20 protein-coding genes and 1 pseudogene are annotated in these 18,905 nt (G+C 67.9%); 11 read left to right on the top strand and 10 right to left on the bottom strand.

Annotation, left to right across the window (positions count from 1 at the left end; all coding sequences use genetic code 11):
* Positions 1-127 precede the first annotated feature (127 nt).
* Complete coding sequence (locus tag ACI797_RS15435) at positions 128-871, bottom strand: transposase (RefSeq protein ID WP_456859583.1); 744 nt, start codon at positions 869-871, stop codon at positions 128-130.
* A 194-nt stretch (positions 872-1,065) separates the two neighbouring features.
* On the opposite strand from ACI797_RS15435, the gene ACI797_RS15430 reads away from it, so the two are divergent.
* Positions 1,066-1,656 (top strand): hypothetical protein, encoded by a 591-nt coding sequence (locus tag ACI797_RS15430; RefSeq protein WP_456859582.1) that lies wholly within the window; start codon positions 1,066-1,068, stop codon positions 1,654-1,656.
* Entirely contained in the window at positions 1,653-2,534 is an 882-nt protein-coding gene (locus tag ACI797_RS15425; protein WP_456859580.1) for a metallophosphoesterase family protein, read from the top strand. Before ACI797_RS15430 ends, ACI797_RS15425 begins: the two co-directional genes overlap by 4 nt.
* A gap of 82 nt (positions 2,535-2,616) precedes the next feature.
* Here ACI797_RS15425 and ACI797_RS15420 read toward each other — a convergent pair whose 3' ends face one another.
* Positions 2,617-2,766 carry a hypothetical protein gene (locus tag ACI797_RS15420; RefSeq protein WP_456859579.1) on the bottom strand — a complete coding sequence of 50 codons (150 nt, stop codon included), beginning with the start codon at positions 2,764-2,766 and terminating at the stop codon, positions 2,617-2,619.
* 108 nt (positions 2,767-2,874) lie between these two features.
* Between ACI797_RS15420 and ACI797_RS15415 the strand changes: the two genes are divergently transcribed.
* Both ACI797_RS15415 and codB read left to right on the top strand, forming a co-directional pair.
* Positions 2,875-3,360, top strand: coding sequence for a nucleoside deaminase (locus ACI797_RS15415; protein WP_456859578.1), 486 nt, complete (start codon positions 2,875-2,877; stop codon positions 3,358-3,360).
* Entirely contained in the window at positions 3,357-4,658 is a 1,302-nt protein-coding gene (codB, locus tag ACI797_RS15410) for a cytosine permease (protein ID WP_456859577.1), read from the top strand. The genes ACI797_RS15415 and codB overlap by 4 nt, the downstream gene beginning before the upstream one ends.
* An 11-nt stretch (positions 4,659-4,669) precedes the next feature.
* Here codB and ACI797_RS15405 read toward each other — a convergent pair whose 3' ends face one another.
* Positions 4,670-5,053: a GGDEF domain-containing protein gene (locus tag ACI797_RS15405; protein ID WP_456859575.1), complete on the bottom strand. Its 384-nt coding sequence runs from the start codon at positions 5,051-5,053 to the stop codon at positions 4,670-4,672.
* 716 nt (positions 5,054-5,769) lie between these two features.
* Between ACI797_RS15405 and ACI797_RS15400 the strand changes: the two genes are divergently transcribed.
* Positions 5,770-6,450 (top strand): hypothetical protein, encoded by a 681-nt coding sequence (locus ACI797_RS15400; protein ID WP_456859573.1) that lies wholly within the window; start codon positions 5,770-5,772, stop codon positions 6,448-6,450.
* Here ACI797_RS15400 and ACI797_RS15395 read toward each other — a convergent pair.
* Entirely contained in the window at positions 6,425-6,838 is a 414-nt protein-coding gene (locus ACI797_RS15395) for a hypothetical protein (RefSeq protein WP_456859572.1), read from the bottom strand. The two genes, ACI797_RS15400 and ACI797_RS15395, sit on opposite strands and share 26 nt — an antisense overlap.
* A 160-nt stretch (positions 6,839-6,998) precedes the next feature.
* Entirely contained in the window at positions 6,999-7,175 is a 177-nt protein-coding gene (locus ACI797_RS15390) for a hypothetical protein (protein ID WP_456859570.1), read from the bottom strand.
* 638 nt (positions 7,176-7,813) lie between these two features.
* On the opposite strand from ACI797_RS15390, the gene ACI797_RS15385 reads away from it, so the two are divergent.
* From ACI797_RS15385 to ACI797_RS15375, 3 genes and pseudogenes are all read left to right on the top strand, one after another.
* Entirely contained in the window at positions 7,814-8,320 is a 507-nt protein-coding gene (locus ACI797_RS15385) for a hypothetical protein (protein WP_456859569.1), read from the top strand.
* Positions 8,321-8,726: 406 nt separating this feature from the next.
* Positions 8,727-8,969, top strand: a pseudogene (locus tag ACI797_RS15380) (adenylate/guanylate cyclase domain-containing protein); the annotation flags it as partial.
* 32 nt (positions 8,970-9,001) lie between these two features.
* On the top strand, positions 9,002-9,430 hold the full coding sequence (locus ACI797_RS15375; RefSeq protein WP_456859674.1) for a hypothetical protein: 429 nt from the start codon (positions 9,002-9,004) through the stop codon (positions 9,428-9,430).
* A 235-nt stretch (positions 9,431-9,665) separates the two neighbouring features.
* On the opposite strand, the gene ACI797_RS15370 is transcribed toward ACI797_RS15375, so the two are convergent.
* Positions 9,666-10,139 (bottom strand): hypothetical protein, encoded by a 474-nt coding sequence (locus ACI797_RS15370; protein ID WP_456859568.1) that lies wholly within the window; start codon positions 10,137-10,139, stop codon positions 9,666-9,668.
* 697 nt (positions 10,140-10,836) lie between these two features.
* Here ACI797_RS15370 and ACI797_RS15365 point away from each other — a divergent pair.
* Positions 10,837-11,763, top strand: a complete 927-nt coding sequence (locus ACI797_RS15365) for a hypothetical protein (protein ID WP_456859567.1) — start codon at positions 10,837-10,839, stop codon at positions 11,761-11,763.
* 630 nt (positions 11,764-12,393) lie between these two features.
* Here ACI797_RS15365 and ACI797_RS15360 read toward each other — a convergent pair.
* From ACI797_RS15360 to ACI797_RS15345, 4 genes are all read right to left on the bottom strand, one after another.
* Positions 12,394-13,029 (bottom strand): hypothetical protein, encoded by a 636-nt coding sequence (locus tag ACI797_RS15360; RefSeq protein ID WP_456859566.1) that lies wholly within the window; start codon positions 13,027-13,029, stop codon positions 12,394-12,396.
* A 355-nt stretch (positions 13,030-13,384) separates the two neighbouring features.
* A complete protein-coding gene (locus tag ACI797_RS15355) occupies positions 13,385-13,897 on the bottom strand; it encodes a hypothetical protein (protein ID WP_456859565.1) in 513 nt (170 codons plus the stop codon).
* 83 nt (positions 13,898-13,980) lie between these two features.
* On the bottom strand, positions 13,981-14,202 hold the full coding sequence (locus ACI797_RS15350; protein WP_456859672.1) for a WhiB family transcriptional regulator: 222 nt from the start codon (positions 14,200-14,202) through the stop codon (positions 13,981-13,983).
* Between the two features lie 2,244 nt (positions 14,203-16,446).
* Entirely contained in the window at positions 16,447-16,953 is a 507-nt protein-coding gene (locus ACI797_RS15345; protein ID WP_456859564.1) for a hypothetical protein, read from the bottom strand.
* Positions 16,954-17,453: 500 nt separating this feature from the next.
* On the opposite strand from ACI797_RS15345, the gene ACI797_RS15340 reads away from it, so the two are divergent.
* Together ACI797_RS15340 and ACI797_RS15335 are read left to right on the top strand one after the other, a co-directional pair.
* Positions 17,454-17,942, top strand: a complete 489-nt coding sequence (locus tag ACI797_RS15340) for a hypothetical protein (RefSeq protein WP_456859563.1) — start codon at positions 17,454-17,456, stop codon at positions 17,940-17,942.
* The gene (locus tag ACI797_RS15335) at positions 17,864-18,268 is read left to right on the top strand and encodes a transposase (RefSeq protein ID WP_456859671.1); all 405 of its coding nucleotides are present in this window, start codon (positions 17,864-17,866) and stop codon (positions 18,266-18,268) included. Before ACI797_RS15340 ends, ACI797_RS15335 begins: the two co-directional genes overlap by 79 nt.
* Positions 18,269-18,905 lie beyond the last annotated feature (637 nt).

Genomic DNA, 18,905 nt, shown 5'->3' with positions numbered 1-18,905 from the left:
TCGACGCCGTTCCTCCGGGAGCCTGGGCGCTTCCGCCGGAGCGTCCACCAGCTCGGGCTCGTGCGCATCGAGGGCCGTTCCCTTCGGGACTCGCGCGGCGGGCCGGCGTGCCTCGCACGACCCTCGCCTACAACCTCCGGACGGGGGCAGAAGCCGCGTTCGACGACGTTGCGACGGGCGCAGCGGCCGGTGTCGAAGCCGGCCGGACGGCCGGCGGAACCCTTGCGGCGCCGGTTGGCCTGCTGATCGCGGGGCTCGGGGATGGTGTGGGCGATCCCCGGCGGCGCAGCAGCGTGCGGTTGGCCCGGGAGCTGTAGCCCCTGTCGGCGACCAGGTGGTCCGGGCAGGTCCGCGGTCGGCCCGGTCCGCTGCGGGCGACGCGCAACGCCGCCAGGAGCGGGGCGAACACGGTGGTGTCGTGGACGTTGCCGGCGGTCAGCAGCACCACCGGGGCTCGGCCGCGGCCGTCGGTGAGCGCGTGCACCTTGGTGGTCAGCCCGCCGCGGGAACGCCCGACGGCGTGATCGGTCGGCTCGGCGACGACGACTTCTGCGGATGAATCACCCTCGTTCGGGGCGCCGGCCGCCGTCCTGGTCGTCGGCGTCTTCGCGCCCGGTTGAGGCGTTGCCGCCCACCCGCCGGGCGCTGGCTCCGTGCTGGTGCCCCCCACCAGCGTGGAATCGGCCGCGATCAGCCGGTCCAGCTCGCCGGCGGCGTCGGCGTCAGCCTGCGCCCGGGCCAGGAGCTTGGCCCAGGTGCCATCGGCGCTCCACCGGGTCAGCCGCTCGTAGGCGGTCTGCCAGGGCCCGAAGGACTCGGCCACCGGCCGCCGCGCCGACCGGCCGAGGACGGCAGCAACGGCTGCATCCACGCCCACGCTCCATCGCAGACCACCGTTCGATGCTGTCGCATCGCCCGGAGCCCGCCGGCTGACGACAGCCAAGATCCGTCAGACACGCCCTAGGCCACCCCCCGGCGGGCGCAACTGCTCGCGTAACGCGGACGGCTTCTCAAGACGCCGCGACGCGGTACGGTCCCGATCTCCTTCACCGTTGGGAGGGTGCGATGCGCCTGCTCAGCCGCCGAAGAATGCTCACCGGAGCCGGGATCGCCGGAGCGGCCGGCCTGCTCACCGCCTCAACCCCAACCCCCACCGCGGCCAAGGCCGGGACGACCGGGAGCACGATGGACCAGGCGCTGATCGACGAGAAGATCGGCGACCTCGCCACCATCGAGGAGCTCACTCACGGCACCGCCCTGATCGCCGCCCCGGAGGACGAGACGATCGGCGCCTATGCGACCAGCGCGCCGCTGTTCATCGCCCCGTTCCCGTGCGAGATCGCGTGGGTGGCGCTCACCGTCCACCGGCTCGCCGGCGTCTGCGTCCCGGCCAACGACAGCTCCTACTGGACGGTGCAGGTTCGACGCTTCCGGGGTGATGGGTCGTCCGTGGTCGTCGCGCAGAAGACCACGAAGGCCAGCGGCGGGCAGGCCATCACTTATCGCGTCCCGTGGACCTTCGACGCCGTCCCCTTGGATCCGGCGAGCCGGGTGCTGCAGGCCGGGGACACCGTCGATGTGGCGTTCGTCCCGACCGGCTCCCCGCCCGCGCTGGGGCGGCCGGTGTACGGGCAGATGCGTTACCGGCCGCTGTGACCCGACTGCAACCGGTCCCCGCCTACCTCGAGCAGGCGGTCAACCTGCACCTGGTCTCCGACGTGCACTGCCAGACGACCGGGGTGGCGATGGCACGAGCGGCAAAGGTGGTCGACGACGTTCAGCGGATGGTCGGCCGGGCGGCGATCAACGCCCGACTGGTTCTGGGTGACCTGACGCAGGACGCGCTGGACCTGGAGGCGGCGCTGTGGCAGACGTGGCGCGCCGACCTCGAGGGCGACGTGCACGCCGTCCTCGGCAACCACGACTTCACCGACACCGACCCCGCCCGTTCCCCCGACGCGATGGCGGTCAAGCTGGGGCTGCCGGCGAAGAACTACATGGTCGACGTCGGTGACGTGCGGGTCCTGTGCATCGGCCCGTCCTCCCAGCCGGACGGTCGGCTCACCCTCGGCCCGGCTGACCTCGGCTGGCTCGACGGTGTGCTCGCCGTCACCACCCGGCCGTGTCTGATCGCCTTCCACGCGCCGCTGTGGGAGACCGTCGGCGGGCCGCCCGGCTGGCACTCCGGTGAGCCGACCATCCACGCCTGGCCCCACCCGGAGATTCGGCAACTGCTCTCCGGGCACCCGAACGCCATCGCGTGGCTCTCCGGGCACACCCACGCCCCCATCGAAACCCCCGGCGCGATCACGAGCGTCGACGTCGGCCACTCGCTCGCCGCGGTCAACTGCACCGGCCTCTGGTACACCAGCCCCGACCACACCGAGGCCCATGATCCACTGCGCGGACTCCTGCTGTCGGTGCTGGACGAGCACACGCTCGAGGTGCGGTTCCGCGACCACGGCGCCGGCGTGTGGACCACCCCCGTCGGCGGCGAGCACGGCGGCCGCAAGGTGGTGCGCCTGGCCGTGTGATCGGTTGTTCCGCAGAGCGTGGTGCGAGCACTGAAAAGACGACCCGCTGCCTCAGGCGGGGGCGGTCTTCCGCGTTGTCGGATCAGCCGATCGGAGCGCAACCTCTCAGCGGAACAGCAGTCCCGGAGTAGTCGGCGACGACGTCGCGCACCAGCACGCGCACCGGGCCCGGGTCGGTGAACGGGTCCAGGCCGCGGCGGCGGATCAGCTGGCGGACCTCCCCGTCGACCACGTCGGTGACGGTTCTGTGGACAACCGCACCGCAGGTCCACCCCGATCAGGCGACCGGACCCGATCCGTGCCACTGTCACCAGGAGGCGTAGGGAGAGGACGGGGACCGATGACCGCACCGCTCGACGAGGCCACCGCCTGGCAGTGGCTCGCCGTCGCCGTGGAGGAAGCTCGCACCGGCCGCGCCGAGGGCGGGATCCCGATCGGCGCCGCCCTCATCGGCCGCGACGGGACGGTGCTCGGTCGCGGGCACAACCGCCGCGTGCAGGACGACGACCCGTCCGTGCACGGCGAGACCGACGCCTTCCGCCGCGCCGGCCGGCAGCGCAGCTACCGCGGCACCACGATGGTCACGACCCTCTCCCCCTGCTGGTTCTGCAGCGGCCTGGTCCGCCAGTTCGGCATCTCCCGGCTGGTCGTCGGCGAGGCCCGCACCTTCTCCGGCGGGCACGACTGGCTCGTCGAGCACGGCGTGGAGGTCCTGGTCCTCGACGACCCCGAGTGCATCCAGCTGATGGAGGAGTTCATCGCCGAGCACCCCGCCCTCTGGCACGAGGACATCGGGGAGGACGACGAGACGGAGGCGCACCGATGAGCAGCAGGGCCACCGACGACACCGCCGTCCCGCTCGCCGAGGTCGACCCCGACTACCCGATCGACCCCGTCCCCCGGCACGCCAGCAAGTCGCTGTTCTCCGTCGCGATCGTGCTGCTGGGCTTCACCTTCTTCACGCCCACGATGCTGGCCGGCGCGCAGTTGGGCGCCGCCTTCGACGTCACCTCGCTGATCTGGGTGGTGCTGCTCGGCAGCGCCGTCCTCGGGTTGTACGTCGGCGCCATCGGCGGCATCGGCGCCCGCACCCGCCTGACCACGGTGATGATGTGCCGCTACACCCTCGGCCGGGTCGGCGCCAAGTTCGCCTCCCTGCTGCTCGGCGGCACCCAGGTCGGCTGGTACGGGGTCACCGTCGCCACCCTCGCCGGCCTCACCGCGAGCGCCTTCGATTGGACCGGCCGTGGCACCGAGATCGCGCTCATGGTCGCCGGCGGAGCGGTCATGGGCGTCACCGCGTACTACGGCTACAAGGGCATGTACGCGCTGTCGGTGGTGTCGGTGCCGCTCATGCTCGTGCTCGCCGGCTGGGTCATCTGGCGCTCGCTGGAGGAGGTCGGCGGCTGGAGCGGTCTGACCGCCCTCGAGCCCTCCGAGACCCTGCCCCTGGCCGCCGCCGTCACGATCATCGTCGGCACGTTCGCCTCCGGCGGCACCCAGGCGCCGAACTGGACCCGCTTCGCGCGCACCCCGTCGGCCGGGTTCTGGGCCTGCATCGTGGCCTTCTTCATCGGCGAGCTGCTCATGCTGGGCTTCGGCGCGATCGGCGCGCTGGCCTTCGGCGAGGGCGACTTCGTGCTCGTCCTCTACCAGCTCGGCCTGGTCGGCTGGGGGCTGGTCTTCCTGGTCGCCAACCTCTGGACCACCAACGACAACACCGCCTACAACTTCGGCGTTGCCGGGGCCGAGATCGCCGACTCCCGGTCGAAGAAGCCGTTCGTCATCGGCGGCGTCGTCATCGGCACGCTGCTGGCCATCACCGGCATCTACGACAACCTCATCGAGTACCTGGTCTGGCTGGGCATCCTGATCCCCCCGCTCGGCGGGGTGGTCATCGGCGACTTCCTGGCGCGCTGGCGCCACGGCATGCCGGAGCCCTCTGCCCTGCCGGCCGTCGAGTGGCGCAACCTCGCCGCGTACGCGGTGGCGGCGGTCGCCGCCTGGTGGAGCAACGAGGCCGAGTGGTTCATCCCGCCGGTGGTCGGCGCCGTGGTCGCGATCATCGGCGTCGTCGCCGTGCAGTGGGGACGGCGTCCGGCGCTCGACACCGCAGCGGTCTGACTTCCCCGGAGTCAGACCGCAGCCACGGCCATGCAGCCGCCCCCGGCGCGCTTGGCGTCGTGGAGCGCGGCATCGGCGGCCTCGTACAGCATGTGCAGGCGGTCGACGTGGCGCGGCAGGTGGGCCACGCCGAGGCTGATCGACAGCGGCAGCCGCGTGCCGTCGGGCAGCGCCACCGGCGCCGACCGGACCGCCGCGAGCAGCGCCTCGGCCCGCCGCTCGGCCGCCTCGGCGGAACACCCGGGCAGCAGCACGGCCAGCTCGTCGCCGCCCAGGCGGGAGAGGACGGCGTCGTCGGCGCGCATCTGGTCGCGGCGCACCCGCGCCAGGTGGACGAGCACCTCGACGCCGGCCGGGTGGCCGTGCTGGTCGTTGATGGTCTTGAACGAGTCCACGTCGATGAGCCGCAGCGTCGTCCCGGAGCCGCCGCGGCGGGCGCTCGTGTGCAGGGCGTCCTCTCCCCGGGCCGGTCAACGAGTCGCTCCCCAACCTGTGCGCCAGCGCGACTACCAGCCGCTCAGCCGCTCCCCGACCCGGACGAGCACAACGGTCGCCAGCAGGATCTGGGCGGCGCCGCGGGCGGCCGACTGCGGATCACGCGCCCTGACGTCCCGCAGGATGCCCGGGCCGGGGTTGTCCGGGAGAGCGCACGAAGAAGCAGGCCAACGGCCTGGACCGCGAGCTCCCAGGTCATCAGGCTGAGGCACCATCGGCTTGAGCTCCTCGGACCCCCGCGGGGTCAGCGCGTCGGCGGCCTTGCGCCGGGTCGGCCGCAGCCAGGACGGCGGACACCACCACTGCGGGTCGAGCACCGTGCCCCCGCCCGCCACCGAGTGCACGCAGTCCCAGACGCTGGCGGGCAGCTCGGCGAGCGTCCTGAGGACCCGGAGGACAACGCTAAAGGCGGAGGTGGTCTCTCTCCCATGGCGGTTCATCTACTCACGATCAGAGTCCGCTGTCGGGGCTGTCCCGTGGCGTACGCCCCTACAGCGGCTGGGAGGACGAAGCTAGCCTTGAGCTCCGTTGCCCCGTAGTCGGTGATGCTCCTGTAACCGTCCGCTGGAACAACGCCTGCGACCGCGTCCCGTGACCATCGATGCGGGGTGGCCAAGTGATTCTGAGTGACATCAAGACATTCGTCGAGATCGTCAGCTCTGTGGGTAGCTGGCTGGAGAAGGCCAGAACTCGCTCAACACGGGCGCGCGACCTCCAAGCCGCACAACTCCTTCACGATGCAACCGTACTAGTGGTCTCGATGCGGGCGTACGACAACGCTTTCCGGCCACTGGCCGCAGCAATGCTCACCTTCCGGCCTTACTGGCCAGATGACCGAAGGGAGCGACTAGCTAATGAACTCTCTCATTTTCTCGACCGCGAAGAGATCCTCCCCCTCTTTCGACAATCACTCACCTCGCTCGCTAACTCCTACAGCAACGGGATGACATCTGAGCCAGTCAGGACCCTACTTCAGTGCGCACGCAGGTTCATGGAACCCGTCCAAGTGATCTCGGCCTCAAAGACCGCCTACACCGAGCGGGCATTGGTTATCGGATGGCTACTCGACGCGACGACACAAGCCGAAGCGGCTGAAGTCCACTCGTGGGCCGTGTTTAGAGTCAGCGCTCTTCACAAAGAAGTTCTTGCTGACGCTGAGATTGCACTTGCCGAACTCCGCATTGCTCTACAGCGAGAGTTCAGCCTTCCAGACCTCCCACCCGCCGTATCGCTCGCACCGCTTGGGCCCGAAAGTCAAGTAGCCAAGAATTTTAGAGAGGAACGGCCGGATCTTTGAGGCGCGCGTTGACCGCCTCCTGCAGACGACGATGGAGCCGATCGACATCTGATGGCTTCCGGACCCACTCCCGATAGGGAGCGTCGATGCTAAATACTTGCTGGCGCTGCTCCGTCGCGCCCGCAGCCTCGGAGACCGCCTCAAGGTTCACCAGCCCGGCGCGGTGGCCGTCGCCGACCCTGACGCCGTCGCGGCGGTCGAACCGGTGGACGTAGCCGACGCCGCGGTCGCTGCGGGTGGAGACGACCAGGCGGGAGCCCTTGAGGCGCACCACGATGCCGATGCAGACCCGCGGCCGGCGGAAGTTGCCGCTGATCTCGACCGTGACGGCGTCGCCGGGCGCCAGGGCGGCGAGCTGCTCGGCCGTGAGCTTGTGCTCGGCGCACATCGCGACACCCCTCCCAATGAAGATGCGGGGGGGAAGCCGCGACTACGCGATCAGGGTAGCCGGGCGTAGCCGTCGCACGTCGCCATCAGTCGCAGGCGGGAATCGGTACGGGCCGCCCCGCACGAACGGATGGAGCGACACCAACAAAGTGACCCCCTGCCTATGTTGCCGAGAGGGGGTCGGCCGAAAGCGGCACGAGGACGCTGGCCGTGTTGGGCGTCGCAATGTTGCTCGGGTCGCCGACGCCTCCGTGGACACGCACGCGTTCGGGCGGCACGAGCGGAATGTGCTTGCCTCGCCCCCACTCGTGCTCGGCGGTGAACTCGACGTTGGCCATCCCTCCGCGGTCGTCGTCGGAGAGCCGCCCGGAGCGCTGGACGCTGGGCCACCAGTTGCTTTCCAGTTCGCTCTCGACCGGGCGCCGGATCGGACCGGCGCTCCTCGACACGACGGATGGGCTCGATCACGGGTTCGGTAAAGCCAGCCACGGGGCACCGGCAACTCGTCCGATAGTGTGATGACCACCCTGGTGCCACACAAGCTTCGGGACCGAGTCGCTGCCGCCGGCTGCGTGAAGCACCGAGTGCCGGGCGAGTTCAAAGACCCGGAATCATGTTCGACCGGGCCAAACGGCTCAGCGGCCCTTCTGCCGGCGGACTCCAGCGTTCTACTCTTCATCTTCGTCGGAGCTGAGAGCGCACGCGAATGATGACCAAGGCTGGGGGGACCATGACCACGCCTGGATCTTCCAACGAGGAGTGGCGAGGCACTGAGACCGACGCGTCGCAGCGTGAGGCCTCAAGTCCTCACGGAGATGTGCAGCGAATCGAACAACACCTCCGATACAGGGAGGTGAGCGGAGCTGGTTGGCGGGCGGCTATTTGGTGGCTTGGGCTAGCACTCGGCTTCATTGCTTTATTGATTGGCCTCCTCTTTGTCCTGTACGTGCTGTTGACTTAGGATGGGCAGGCAAGAGTGGAAGAGGCGCCGTCAGTCCTGTCGGAGTTCGTGTCTGCAGAGCTCAAGACGGAGCGGGAGCGCAGGGCGACCTTGGACCAGCGGGGTATCACCATCGTTGCATCGTCCAGCACCCTGGTAACGCTATTGTCGGGACTCGCTGCGTTTGTTGCGCTTGGCGACGGAGATCCAAAGGCAAGCATAGCCACCTTTTCCACATTCTGTCTGACGCTCGCTGGATTTGCGACGGCCGCATTCTTTGGCTTGTGGACGAACCGGTCTTACGGCTACCAGGTCCTTCACGAGGAGAGTCTCCTGCGATTTCGGGACGAAGAGATGTGGGGCAAGAGTGGGGACGAAGCCCGTTGGCTGCTGTATCGAGTCAATGTGACGACGCTGGAAACCATTCGCAAAGGAAATGAGAGGAAATCGCGCCTCGTAAACAGAGGGCTCCTCGCTCAGCTAATTGCGCTGCTTCTTCTTGTTGCGACGGTATTGGTGGGCGCTGGCAACGTTCTCTTTTAGAGAGCGATGAAGAGTGGTTGATCGCCTGGCGCGGTTAATAGGGCCGGCACCACCCCAGACTGGACGACACTGACCGTCGAGGGACCGAGTAAGGCCGTTGGGCTGCATGGCCAAGTGTGGTTCGAGGGGACGGCGGCGGTTGTGGTCGACGGGGGGAGGAGATCATTGACGACGCGGTCGACTCCGCGATTCGCTGCTCGTCGTCCCGCCAAGACGGTCGCTCGCGGCAGACGGCGCCCCGACCGACGGGCCGTGTTGGCTTGCAGGGCGTAGGCGGTGGCAAGACGTCCACCGCAAGGCGAGACGGCTCGGCTCCGAAAGGCGCCGAGTCCGCTCCCGTCGTAGGTCCCTGGTAACGGCCCACGGTGGTTCTTATCCTCCCGGAAACAGGCTGACCCGCAGGCAAATGACCGGCAGGGGGCGGGACATGGCCGACCAACTCGACGCGGCAGTGCGCGATCGTTCAGTGTCCCGCGAGCTGCCCACCGGCACGGTCACCTTTCTGTTCACCGACATCGCCGGCTCCACCACGCTGGTGCGGGCTAACCGGGAGGCCTACGCGGCGGCGCTGGCCGAGCACCGGCGGCTACTGCGGGCGGCGGTCGTCGGGCATGGCGGCCGTGAGGTCGACACCCAGGGCGACGCGTTCTTCGTAGTCTTTCCGCGCGCCGGGCAGGCCGTGTGTCCGCCGCCACCGAGGCGCAGCGGGCGATGGCGGCTCAGCCTTGGCCGAATGAGGTGCCTGTGCTGGTGCGGATGGGCCTGCACAGCGGGGAGGCGACCGTCGTTGGAGGGTCCTATGTCGGGCTGGCTGTGCACCGGGCAGCTCGGATTGCTGCCTCGGCCGCAGGCGGCCAGGTGCTGCTCTCCGACGCGACTGCGGCCCTGGTGGAGGACGAGCTGCCGAGCGGCACTGCCCTGCGCTATCTCGGCGAGCACCGGCTGAAGGACTTCCCGCGGGCCGCTCGGCTATTCCAGCTCGACATCGTGGGCCTGCCGACGGACTTTCCGCTACCGCATACGACTAGCCGGACCCGCCTTGAGGGCCGATCGGAGCGCGCTGTGGAGGGACGAACCGCGGCAGTTCGTGGGGCGGCTCGTTGTGGCTGAAGGCCACGGGCAGGATGCAGCGCCTCATGGCACCGCCCGCGAAAGCGGCACGCGCCGCTTGGAGCTAGGCCTGTTGTTCAGAGATGCCTGTCGGGCAACCTGCGACCGGGGAAGCTGCATTCGCCGGGGGCCAATGCTCCGCTGTCTAGGACTACCGGGTCACCGCGGCGACACGTCGGCCTCGCACACGACAGCGCCCGACTTCGCTCAAGGAAGACTTTGCAGCCTGGTCTTCTCAGTCCAGCGGCACGACCTGGCAGCCGGTGGTGTAAGCGACGCCAGTCGGCCCCGACACCTCCCAGACGATGCCGTACTCAGACTGCACCTGGGCAAGGGGGGCAGCATCGGCGGGCGTGAACGTCGCCGAGCCGTTGGCATTGCCGGCCGGATTCGTCAGCAAGGTGTCCGTCTCGAGGGCAGCGACGAAGTCTGTGCAGGAGGGATCGAGGTAGATGTTCAAGGTCACCACGTATTCGGTGGAGGGCAATGCGCCGGACAGGTGGTAGCGCTCCTGCGCATAGATCTGAGGCCCCTCGGCGTGGATGTCCACGACCGCGCCTTGCTGCAGCGGTGCGCCTCCCACGGGGAAGAGCGGATACCGAGTAGTCGTGAACGTCTGGTCAGCCGAAGCGGGCACCGCGAGCAGCGCCGAGCCGACCACGCCGGCGACGGTGGTGATGGCGACACGAAGACTGGTCGGCACTCGCATGGCGGCTCTCCCGGTGTCAGAATGCTCAACTCTCTGCCGGTCCGGGCTGTACCGCCAGAGCCCTTCGACCGCCGCACGATCAGACCGCGCACCACCCGTCAGCCCGGCTCCGCCAGCCTGGCGGTCGGCCGATCGAGATCAGGACGTAGGGCTAGTTTTCGCCGTCATCGGACCCCATGCGGGCCGGTCCTGCACGTCGTCATCCCCGACATGATTTACGCATCGCCCTCCGACCTGCGGGGGCGTGGCCTACATGGCCGCTGAGCTGCGCTGACACCCGTTTGGTGTCCTTGGTTGCTGTCGGTGAGTTTCGGACGTCTTGCGGACTGCCGACACGAAGACGGCACTCCCCATTCCGCCATGACGAACGGGGGCTTGGGTTGATCTTCGGGTGGACGGTCAAGCCGCCAGGTGCGACGCTGCGCCAGCCGGCGAATGCGCAGGTGCAGGCTCCCGGTCGACGGGCCCATAGCCCCTAGCACGGTCGCCTTTCCTTGGTGGACAGTGGCGGGCCTCAGGCAAGCTCTGCGGGGCACCCGCGAGTTGGCCTACGCAGCGAGCCGAGTCCCTACTTGGCAGAGACGCCAGGGTGCAAGTAAACCGGGGAAGGAGCACACCGATGAGGTGTGCGAAAGCATCGCGGCCAGCCGGCTCCCTCCTGGTCGCGATTGTCGCGATCCTGGCCACACCCTCTGTAGTGGCCGCGGACCAAGATTTTGAGACGTTCACCGCGTGGTCGACGCCGGTGAACATGGGGCCACCGCTGAGTACCGCGGTCGAGGACAGCGCTCCGGCGATCTCCGATGACGGTCGCAGCCTTTACTTCAATCGCAACCCCAACAATCCCAACGTGCCCGGCGAGAGCGACGAGGACCTGTATGTGTCACACAGGGATTGGCGCGGTCCATGGGGCGACCCCGTCCCGCTGGCGATGATCAATACGCCTGACTTCAACGAGCGCAACGCGACCCTCTCTCGTGACATGCGCCTGTTGTTCTTCTCCAGCGATCGCCCTGGCGGCTTCGGCGGGCTCGACCTGTATGTCTCCCAACGGACGGACAGGACCGATGACCAGGCGTGGTCGACGCCGATGAACCTCGGCCCGGCCGTCAATAGCGCGGCCGGCGATGTGGGCCCCGCCTACGTCGAGGACGAGGGTGGGAGCGCCGTCCTGTACTTCACCAGCACTCGGCCCGCACCGGCGGGCTTCGGCGCCGCCGACATCTATGTGAGCAGGCTTAGCGCTGACGGCTCGTTTGGCCCGGCGGCGCTGGTCCCGGAGCTGAGCAGCCCGAGCGGTGACGCGCGGCCAGCGATTCGGAGTGACGGCCTTGAGGTGATCTTGCATTCCAACCGCCCAAGGCCGCCGCTCTCATGTCCAGCCGACACTCCCAGTCCGTCCGGCGGCCAGGATCTTTGGGTGGCGACACGCGAGAGCGTCACGGATCGGTGGTCGTGTCCGGTGAACCTCGGTCCCACCATCAATAGCTCAGCCAACGACCTGCAGGCGGCCCTCTCAGATGACGCCGAGGTGCTGTTCTTCTCGTCGAACCGACAACCAGGCGGCTTCGGAAGCGACGACCTCTGGATGAGCAGCCGCGAACCCCTACGACCGGCTTCTTGATCCCGCTGACGGGCTGGCCGTGGACAGCGCCTAGCTCTGGCCCCGTGCCAGCAGTCCGTCGCGGGAGCCGAGGCGCCTGGCGACGCTGAGACCTGCGAACCAGAAGACCCCAGGCCGGGAGCAGCGGAGGCGGACCGCGTCACCGCCCGGCAGTTATGCCGGGCTCCTCAAGGGCCTTCGAGATGACCGCCTGCAGCTCACGCAGCTTTTCGACGTCGCTTCTGTTCCGGGCCCAAGCGCGGTAGGCCGCGTCGATGCGCATTTCGCGGCGCCGCTCCTCGGGTAACTGCGGAACTCCGCCGCCGAGTTCACCAGCTCGGCGCGCTGGCCGCCTCCAACCCGGACGCCGTCGCGGCGGTCGAAGCGGTGGACGTAACCGACGCCGCGGTCACTGCGGGCGGAGACGACGAGGCGGGATCCCTCGAGGCGGACGACGGTGCCGATACAGACCCGCGGCCCGCGGAAGTTGCCGCTGATCTCAATGGTCACGGTGTCTCCGGGCGCCAGGGCGGCGAGTTGCTCGGCCGTGAGCCGATTCTCGGCGGACATCGCTGGACTCTCCCTGCCGTGGTGATGCGGGGGGCAGCCGCGACGCCCGTCGAGACTACGCCGAGGACCATCAAGCCGGGATCAGAAAGTCCACTCCCAGCCGCCGTCCTGGCCCAGATTCGGCTCGAAGATTAACGCCCCGGAGGTCTGTGCCGTGTCAAGAACGATGCTGCCGACGTACTCCTGACCCGGGCCTAGGGGATTGTCGGGGAACCGATTCCGCAGGCACGTCCAGCCGTACCCGACGACGTTGGTGTCGGTCACCCCGTTAGGGCCGACGATCGCAAAGTCCTTCTCGGCGAGGAAGACGTGGTCCGTCAGCGCCGGGTCGGTCGTCACATGTAGATCCACAGCGATGAAGTGGCCGTTGAGTGGCTCGCTCGCTGCTGGGGCGTCGCAAGGCGGGTCTACTCGAATGGCGTCGACTGAGAAAGTGACCATGAGCGGGCCGCCCTGCGTGCTACTCACGCCACCGATCTCACCTAGCTGCTTCACGAGGTTTCCGCGCTGGTTCAGCTCGGGACCGGTGGCGCTGCTGCTTGCGGCTGCAGACCTCTCTGCATCCAGACCGCGCTGAACGTTCTCGCCCGGCGTATACGGGGCGAGCGACGAGGTCGGTGTGGCCCCCTCGGCGTTCGCGTCCCCGGATCCACCACACGCAGACAGCAATGACATTCCGGTTGCGACGGTCGCTGTGACCAGCGCAGCGCGTTTCATGGGTGTCCCCCGTGACTGTTTCCGAGTGACTCGGTCTCGTATCGGCATAGTTGCGCCGGCCTTCAGCCGAATCACGCCTAGCCCGACTGAACGTGACGAGATGCGTAGGGCCCGCGTCTCGCCAACCGGCGGCCAGTGACGCTGGTGGCGTGGTGACCGTGACGGCGACGACCGCGCTGCCCTTTGAACACCTTGGGCGGGCAACCGCTGGGCTGCGGGCACAGGTTCGCCTGGAACTCCTTGAGATCAGCAAGGCGCCCGGATTGGTCGACCTTCATCGTCGAGGAATCGCTCTCTACGCCTGACAAGTTGAGCCGTCAGGGGTCTGAGCACCGAGCGGCAGTCTCAGCGATCGTCAGCCTTCCTCGGTGATCACCATATTGACGCCGTTGTCCGGGTGATACGACCAGCTGTAGTGCAGACCATCGTTATCAGCGTCCTGGACACCCATCATCGCCGTGGTGCGACCGATTTGGGCCTCGATCGAGGCAGGGGTGTCGAGTTCCCGCAGTACGCAGTCAACGCCGGAGTAGTCGCCGTACTCACTCCCTGTGTCGATAACGATCGTGGCTCCGTCATCCTCCAGAGACACGGTGTTGTCGGGGTCCCGAGAGCTGCAGGTCTCGTAGACCACTTTCAGCCGCCCGGCCTCCTCGGCGGCCACGGCCGCGGCTCCGTCGAGGGATGCAGACGAGTCGATGCTGCTGCGCCCCAGGAAGAAGCCGATGGCGCCGGCAGCAAGGACCACGATCACAAGGCCGGCAGGGAGGAGCCAGGCCGGTCGCGCCTGGGGTTTTGTCGGCGCGGGCTCAGCGGCCGCGGCCTGCTGCTCAGGCGGAGTGGGCGTGGTGCCCCAGCTTTGCGTCATCTACTGGTCCCCGTTCTCTTGGCGCCAAGCATGTCGATCCGATGCCGTTCCGAAAAGAGACATCGGCACGACGGCTCCATGCTTTAGGCGGCCGGGGCGCGATGTCCGACGCGAGGCAAGGTCTTGCGCTCAGCCGGTAGGACGCCGCCCCAGATTCCGCCTGACACCTCGGCCGCCACGGCGTACTCAAGGCAGGCCGCCCGGGGCCTCGCAGCGTTGGCAGACCTCGACCGATACCCGGACCTCGAAGCCGTCGCCCCCGCTGCGGTCGGGCCACCAGCACTTGGATCGGCGGTCTGGCACAGACGACGGGCCGCACTCGGCGATGGGCGCGGGCCAGTCGGCGCTAACCGCCGCTGTACCGTTCCTGGGCTGACCGTGTCCAGGGGGAGTCAGATGGTGGAGTGGTGAGAGAAGCTCTCCAGTCCACGACGCTGGACGCTCTCAGGCGTCGCAGCCCTTCTCCTTCTCCTGTTTGTGCTCTCGTGGGGTCCGTGGCTTTTCACTTTGGCCCCCAACCACGGGCTTACTGCTGAGCAGGAACTCAAGGTCAAGAACGACGTCCGCTCTACTCTTGTTCAGACCGTTGGCGGTCTCGCCGTGGCCGGTGGGTTGATACTCACATACCGCACATACCGCTGGAACAAGGAAGATCAAGAGAAGCGGTGGAAGCATCAGCAGGACACGCTTGAGCAGGATCAAATGGATCAAGAACGGCGCTAGGCCGATCAAGAGCGCACTTACCAACTGAATTTGGCCGGGCAGGGAGCGCTCCTATCAGCTGAGTGTGCACGCGCAGGTGACGGATACCTACACCAGGGCTATGGAGCAACTCGGCCACGATGAAGCTCCGGTTCGCCTGGGTGCGCTGCACTCCCTCGCGAGCCTCGCGCAGGCATGGACGCCGTCGTGAGGTGAACGCGTCACTCACCATGACCGCCACGCGCATGAAGCTCGGCCAGTTGCTACCCCGGCGGGGCTCGGTACTTGATTTACGGGAGGGCAGGACTGTTGTGTACGACACGGCCTCGCCCATGAGGCGGGAGATGCAGGCGGCTCCCGTCGCGCTTTGACGGATCCCCCAACGCCGGAGTTGCTCAAGCCAAGGAGACAGCATGCAGCGATCGCTACGCCATCCTGGTGGTGTCCGAGCGCGCATATCCATGAAAGGAACCTCCTTGCTGCCCGCCGTGCTGAGGGCCGCGCCGGCGGGAGCATCTAAGCCGATCCGAACGGTAGTTGACGCCCAAGGATTCGTAACCGCCGCGGGCGAAGTGTGTAGCTTCGGCGTCTCCGCGACGCCGGACCGCCGCGCCCGAGTGACGATAACGCAGTTCAGCGACGGGCGAGTCGTGACACAGGCACGTGGCAACCCGACACTTACCAATCTCGCGACAGGAAAGTCCCTGGTGCACCGTTCCCGTTTCACGAACACGGAGACGGCCTCGGGGGGCGACTTGTTCGACAAGATCAGCGGCCAGCTCGTCCTAGGACTCTTGCAAGGAGATCAAGGACCGTCTGGGGTGGTCGGCCAGAACGGGGCATTGCTCAGCATAAACGGTCGCGTCCAGTTGACGGTCGACGCAAATACCTTTGTCGTCACGTCCTTCCAGCTGAACGGGACGGCGACTGATCTGTGCGCCCTTCTGGCGTGACAAGAGAGCTCAGACGGCTCAATCGCTTCGACGTCGACCTCAACCCCGAGAGGTTGTCTTGGGGGTCAATGTTCTAGGCAGCCTCGGGTACACCAGACGTACCAGGGGCCGCCGAGGTTTTCGGCGGGCACGAAGCCGTAGTGAAGCCACGGGGTCCTCGTTCGGATGCCACCCCGCCCTTGAGGGGCAGCGCGAGAAGGTCGCCGTGAGATTCCCCATTGGCCACCTCGACCAGCACCTCCGGCGTCGGCGGCATGCTGCTCGTCGCCTACGGGACTCTGACCGTCCAGCGGCCATGGTCGTGGCCACGGCGCCGGTGGCTCTCTTCGTGCTGGCGGCATTCGGTGGCCCTGAGCTCGGCCACCACCACGAAGCACGTTGGGTCGAGCGGGCTGCGCAAGGTGGACCGCCAATCAACGACTCACTTGGCGTGTCAGCATGGTTAGCCGTGCCACACACGGTTGACTAACCGCACGGGGGCTGGGGCGTTCGCTGGGCTGGTGGCAGCCATCATCGTGTGTGCCGCGGCGGGAGCCCCGTTCATCGTGTGGGTACTCGCCCTCATCTTGGGACCGATAATCGGCGACGTTGCGGTGGGGATGGTCTCCTAGCCTTTGGAACTCGCCGTGCGCGGCGCGCCTCCACGCCTGTGGATCGCACTGTGACGTAATGCCCCGATGTTCCAAGGCGAGGCTCAGGGACGGGGGCTGTGGGCGATTCCGCTCTCGGCGGTATCCGCCTGGCTAGACCTGCAGGCCGGTCTTGAGGAAGTCGGCACCGTCGAATGCCAGGAACACGACTACGTGGCCTGGTGGCCCGGCAAACGGGATCTCGACTCGCCGTCCACGCACGGTGCCATCGCCGCGCGCCAGACCGCATCGACCAGATGCACCCCTACAGGACGACGTCGTCGAGTTCTAGGGTCTTGATCTCTCCCAAGAACGGCTCATAGCCTTGACCGCGAACGTGGAAATAGGGCCCCGTCCCGCCGGTGACCGCAGATCGCCTGTAGGCGGGCTGCTGAAGTGGCTGTCCCCTTCGGTCAACGAGTCGCAAGTCCTTTGCGTACCAAATCCCTCGGACAGTTACTTGGCCCGCATCGAGGCGGACGCCGCCCGGTAGCGTCACGGCTTCAAGCATGAACGTGGCCTCGTATTCAAACACCAGGACGCCGAACTGGAGCACGCCGTCATCGTTCTGGTTCGGGAGAGGAGGCTTGTCGGGTCCGGCTATGCGAAGGAGCCTGTGGGTTCCCGAGTGCGTGCCGGCAATCCCACCCACCTGGGCACCGTTTGCCAACTGCCAAGTCAAATTATCGGAGAAGAGAAACAAGAAACCGGGTTTGAACGGGCCGGACTCTTCGTTGAGCACCACCTTGGAGGCGAACCTGAACGTCGACATCGTTTAAGTTCCTTCCTGTGCGGTCGTATGCCGTCGATGGCGCCGAATCGCATCTACGGCAGCGGTGGCGCCGCAGTTCGGGCATGTCCCCAGCTCATGCGAATCGCTCATGGCCGCCTACATCGGCTGGCGCGGGGGTGTCCCCGTCGCGTCCTCTCACCGTCGCCTGGCAACCGCAGGCTCCAAAGAGGCTTTCGGCCCCAGGTCGTATCGCCTCCGCGGCGGCAGGCCAGGAGCTTGCAACTCCCGGCCTTCTCGACCCTGCCTTGCCTGGCCCGGCCTAGCGACGTCACGCCATGCCCAGTCACGTCTGGCCTCGCCGTGCTCCCGGTCCAACGTCTTCGGCCGTCCGAGGGTTCCAACCGCTAATGACTTCTGGACCGAATTGCAAGGGGCAGGACATAGACCTTAGGCGCGTTTTGTGGGTTGCTCTCGTCAACTGACTGTTGACATGAGGGCGCCTCTGCGCACGTGGTTGTCGAAGACCATTCGCCCCGCAGGTGCGCCCCCTGCTTCCCACCGAGGACCTGTTCGTCTACGTCTACGTGCTCGTCGATGACGCGATCGCCGCCGGCGAGATCGCCATCCCGGCCCGGCCCGGTCCGGCGCCGGCCTGCAGCGACGCCGAGTTGCTGACCATCGCCCTGGTCCCGCATCTGCTCGGCCGGCGCAGCGAGGCGGGCTTCCTGCACGAGGTCGCCCGCGAGTGGCCGGATCTGTTTCCGCACCTGCCGCACCAGTCCGAGGCCAACCGGCGGATCCGCTGGCTGTGGGCCGCCTTCGAGCAACTGCGGGCCGCGCTCGCGGCCGGGGCGCCGGTCGATGACTGCGCCCAGGTCGACACCACCGCCCTGCCGGTCAAGCACCCGTCCCGGGTCCGCAGCCGGACGGCTGGGTCGGCCCCAACGAGCTGGTCGCCCGCTTCGGCCGGGACGCCGCCCACGGCGAGTGGTTCTACGGCTTCCGGCTCGCGGTCCGGACCGATCTAGGCAGCCGGCTGGTGCGCGCCTGGAGCACCGTGCCCGCCGCGGTCAACCAGCGCGAGGTGGCCGCCGACCTGCTCGACACAGGCCCGCCCCCGGGCGACCTGCTCGTCGACAAGGGGTTCGACGGTCGGCCCTTCGCCGCCGCCCAGGCCGCCCGCGGCACCGCGGTGCTGGTGCCGCCGCTCAGGGCCGGGCGCGCCCGCAGGCCCGGTGCGCTACTGCGGACGGTGATCGCCTGCTGGCGCAACCGCGTCGAGCTCACGCTCGGCGAGCTCACCGATGGCATGGAGCTGGCCCGCCACGGCGCCACACTTTCTTGGGGCTGCTGACCCGCACCGCCGCCGTCATCGCCGCGCACACCCTGCTGCGGGTCCGCCGGGACCGGGTCGATCTCGCAACCGCATAGATCTACCCACATAAGGCGCCTTAGGGGTCCGACGCCGTCTTGATAGGAGGCAGGGGCGGAAACCTTATGCGGTGCCATGGCGGGGTCAGCGGTCAGAGTGAGCGGGGCGCACGTCGGGCCATGATCGCGGGCCACTCGCGGCGCACCCGAGCCTTCGCACGCCGGCGGTACGGCGGTACAACAAGCCCGGAAGGTCTCGGAAGGGGGAGGCGACGACGGTGGACTGGTGGATCGCGCCAGCACGCGCACCGGACCTGGATCGGTGAACGGGTCCAGGCCGCGGCGGCGGATCAGCTCGCGGATCTCCCCGTCCACGACGTCCAAGGCGCTCGGCACGCGCGAGAATGCAAGAGACGCCCTCGCCGGCCACCGAGTGCGCCGCCGCGACGTACGAGCGCACGTCGCTCACCTAATCCTGGAAGCAGGTGGCCCGCGGGACTGCCCCCAGTCCGGTTGACTCGTTCCGGTAGGGGTTAGGCCGCTGCTGCGGCGTGGGTGAGTGTCTCGTATTCGACCGGTGTGAGCCGTCCGAGTCGGCGTTGCCGGCGTCGGCGGTGGTA

Source organism: Geodermatophilus sp. SYSU D00691, assembly GCF_054050275.1.
The sequence above is the reverse complement of the archived record's forward strand: the minus strand, read 5'-3'. Positions and strand labels throughout refer to the sequence as shown.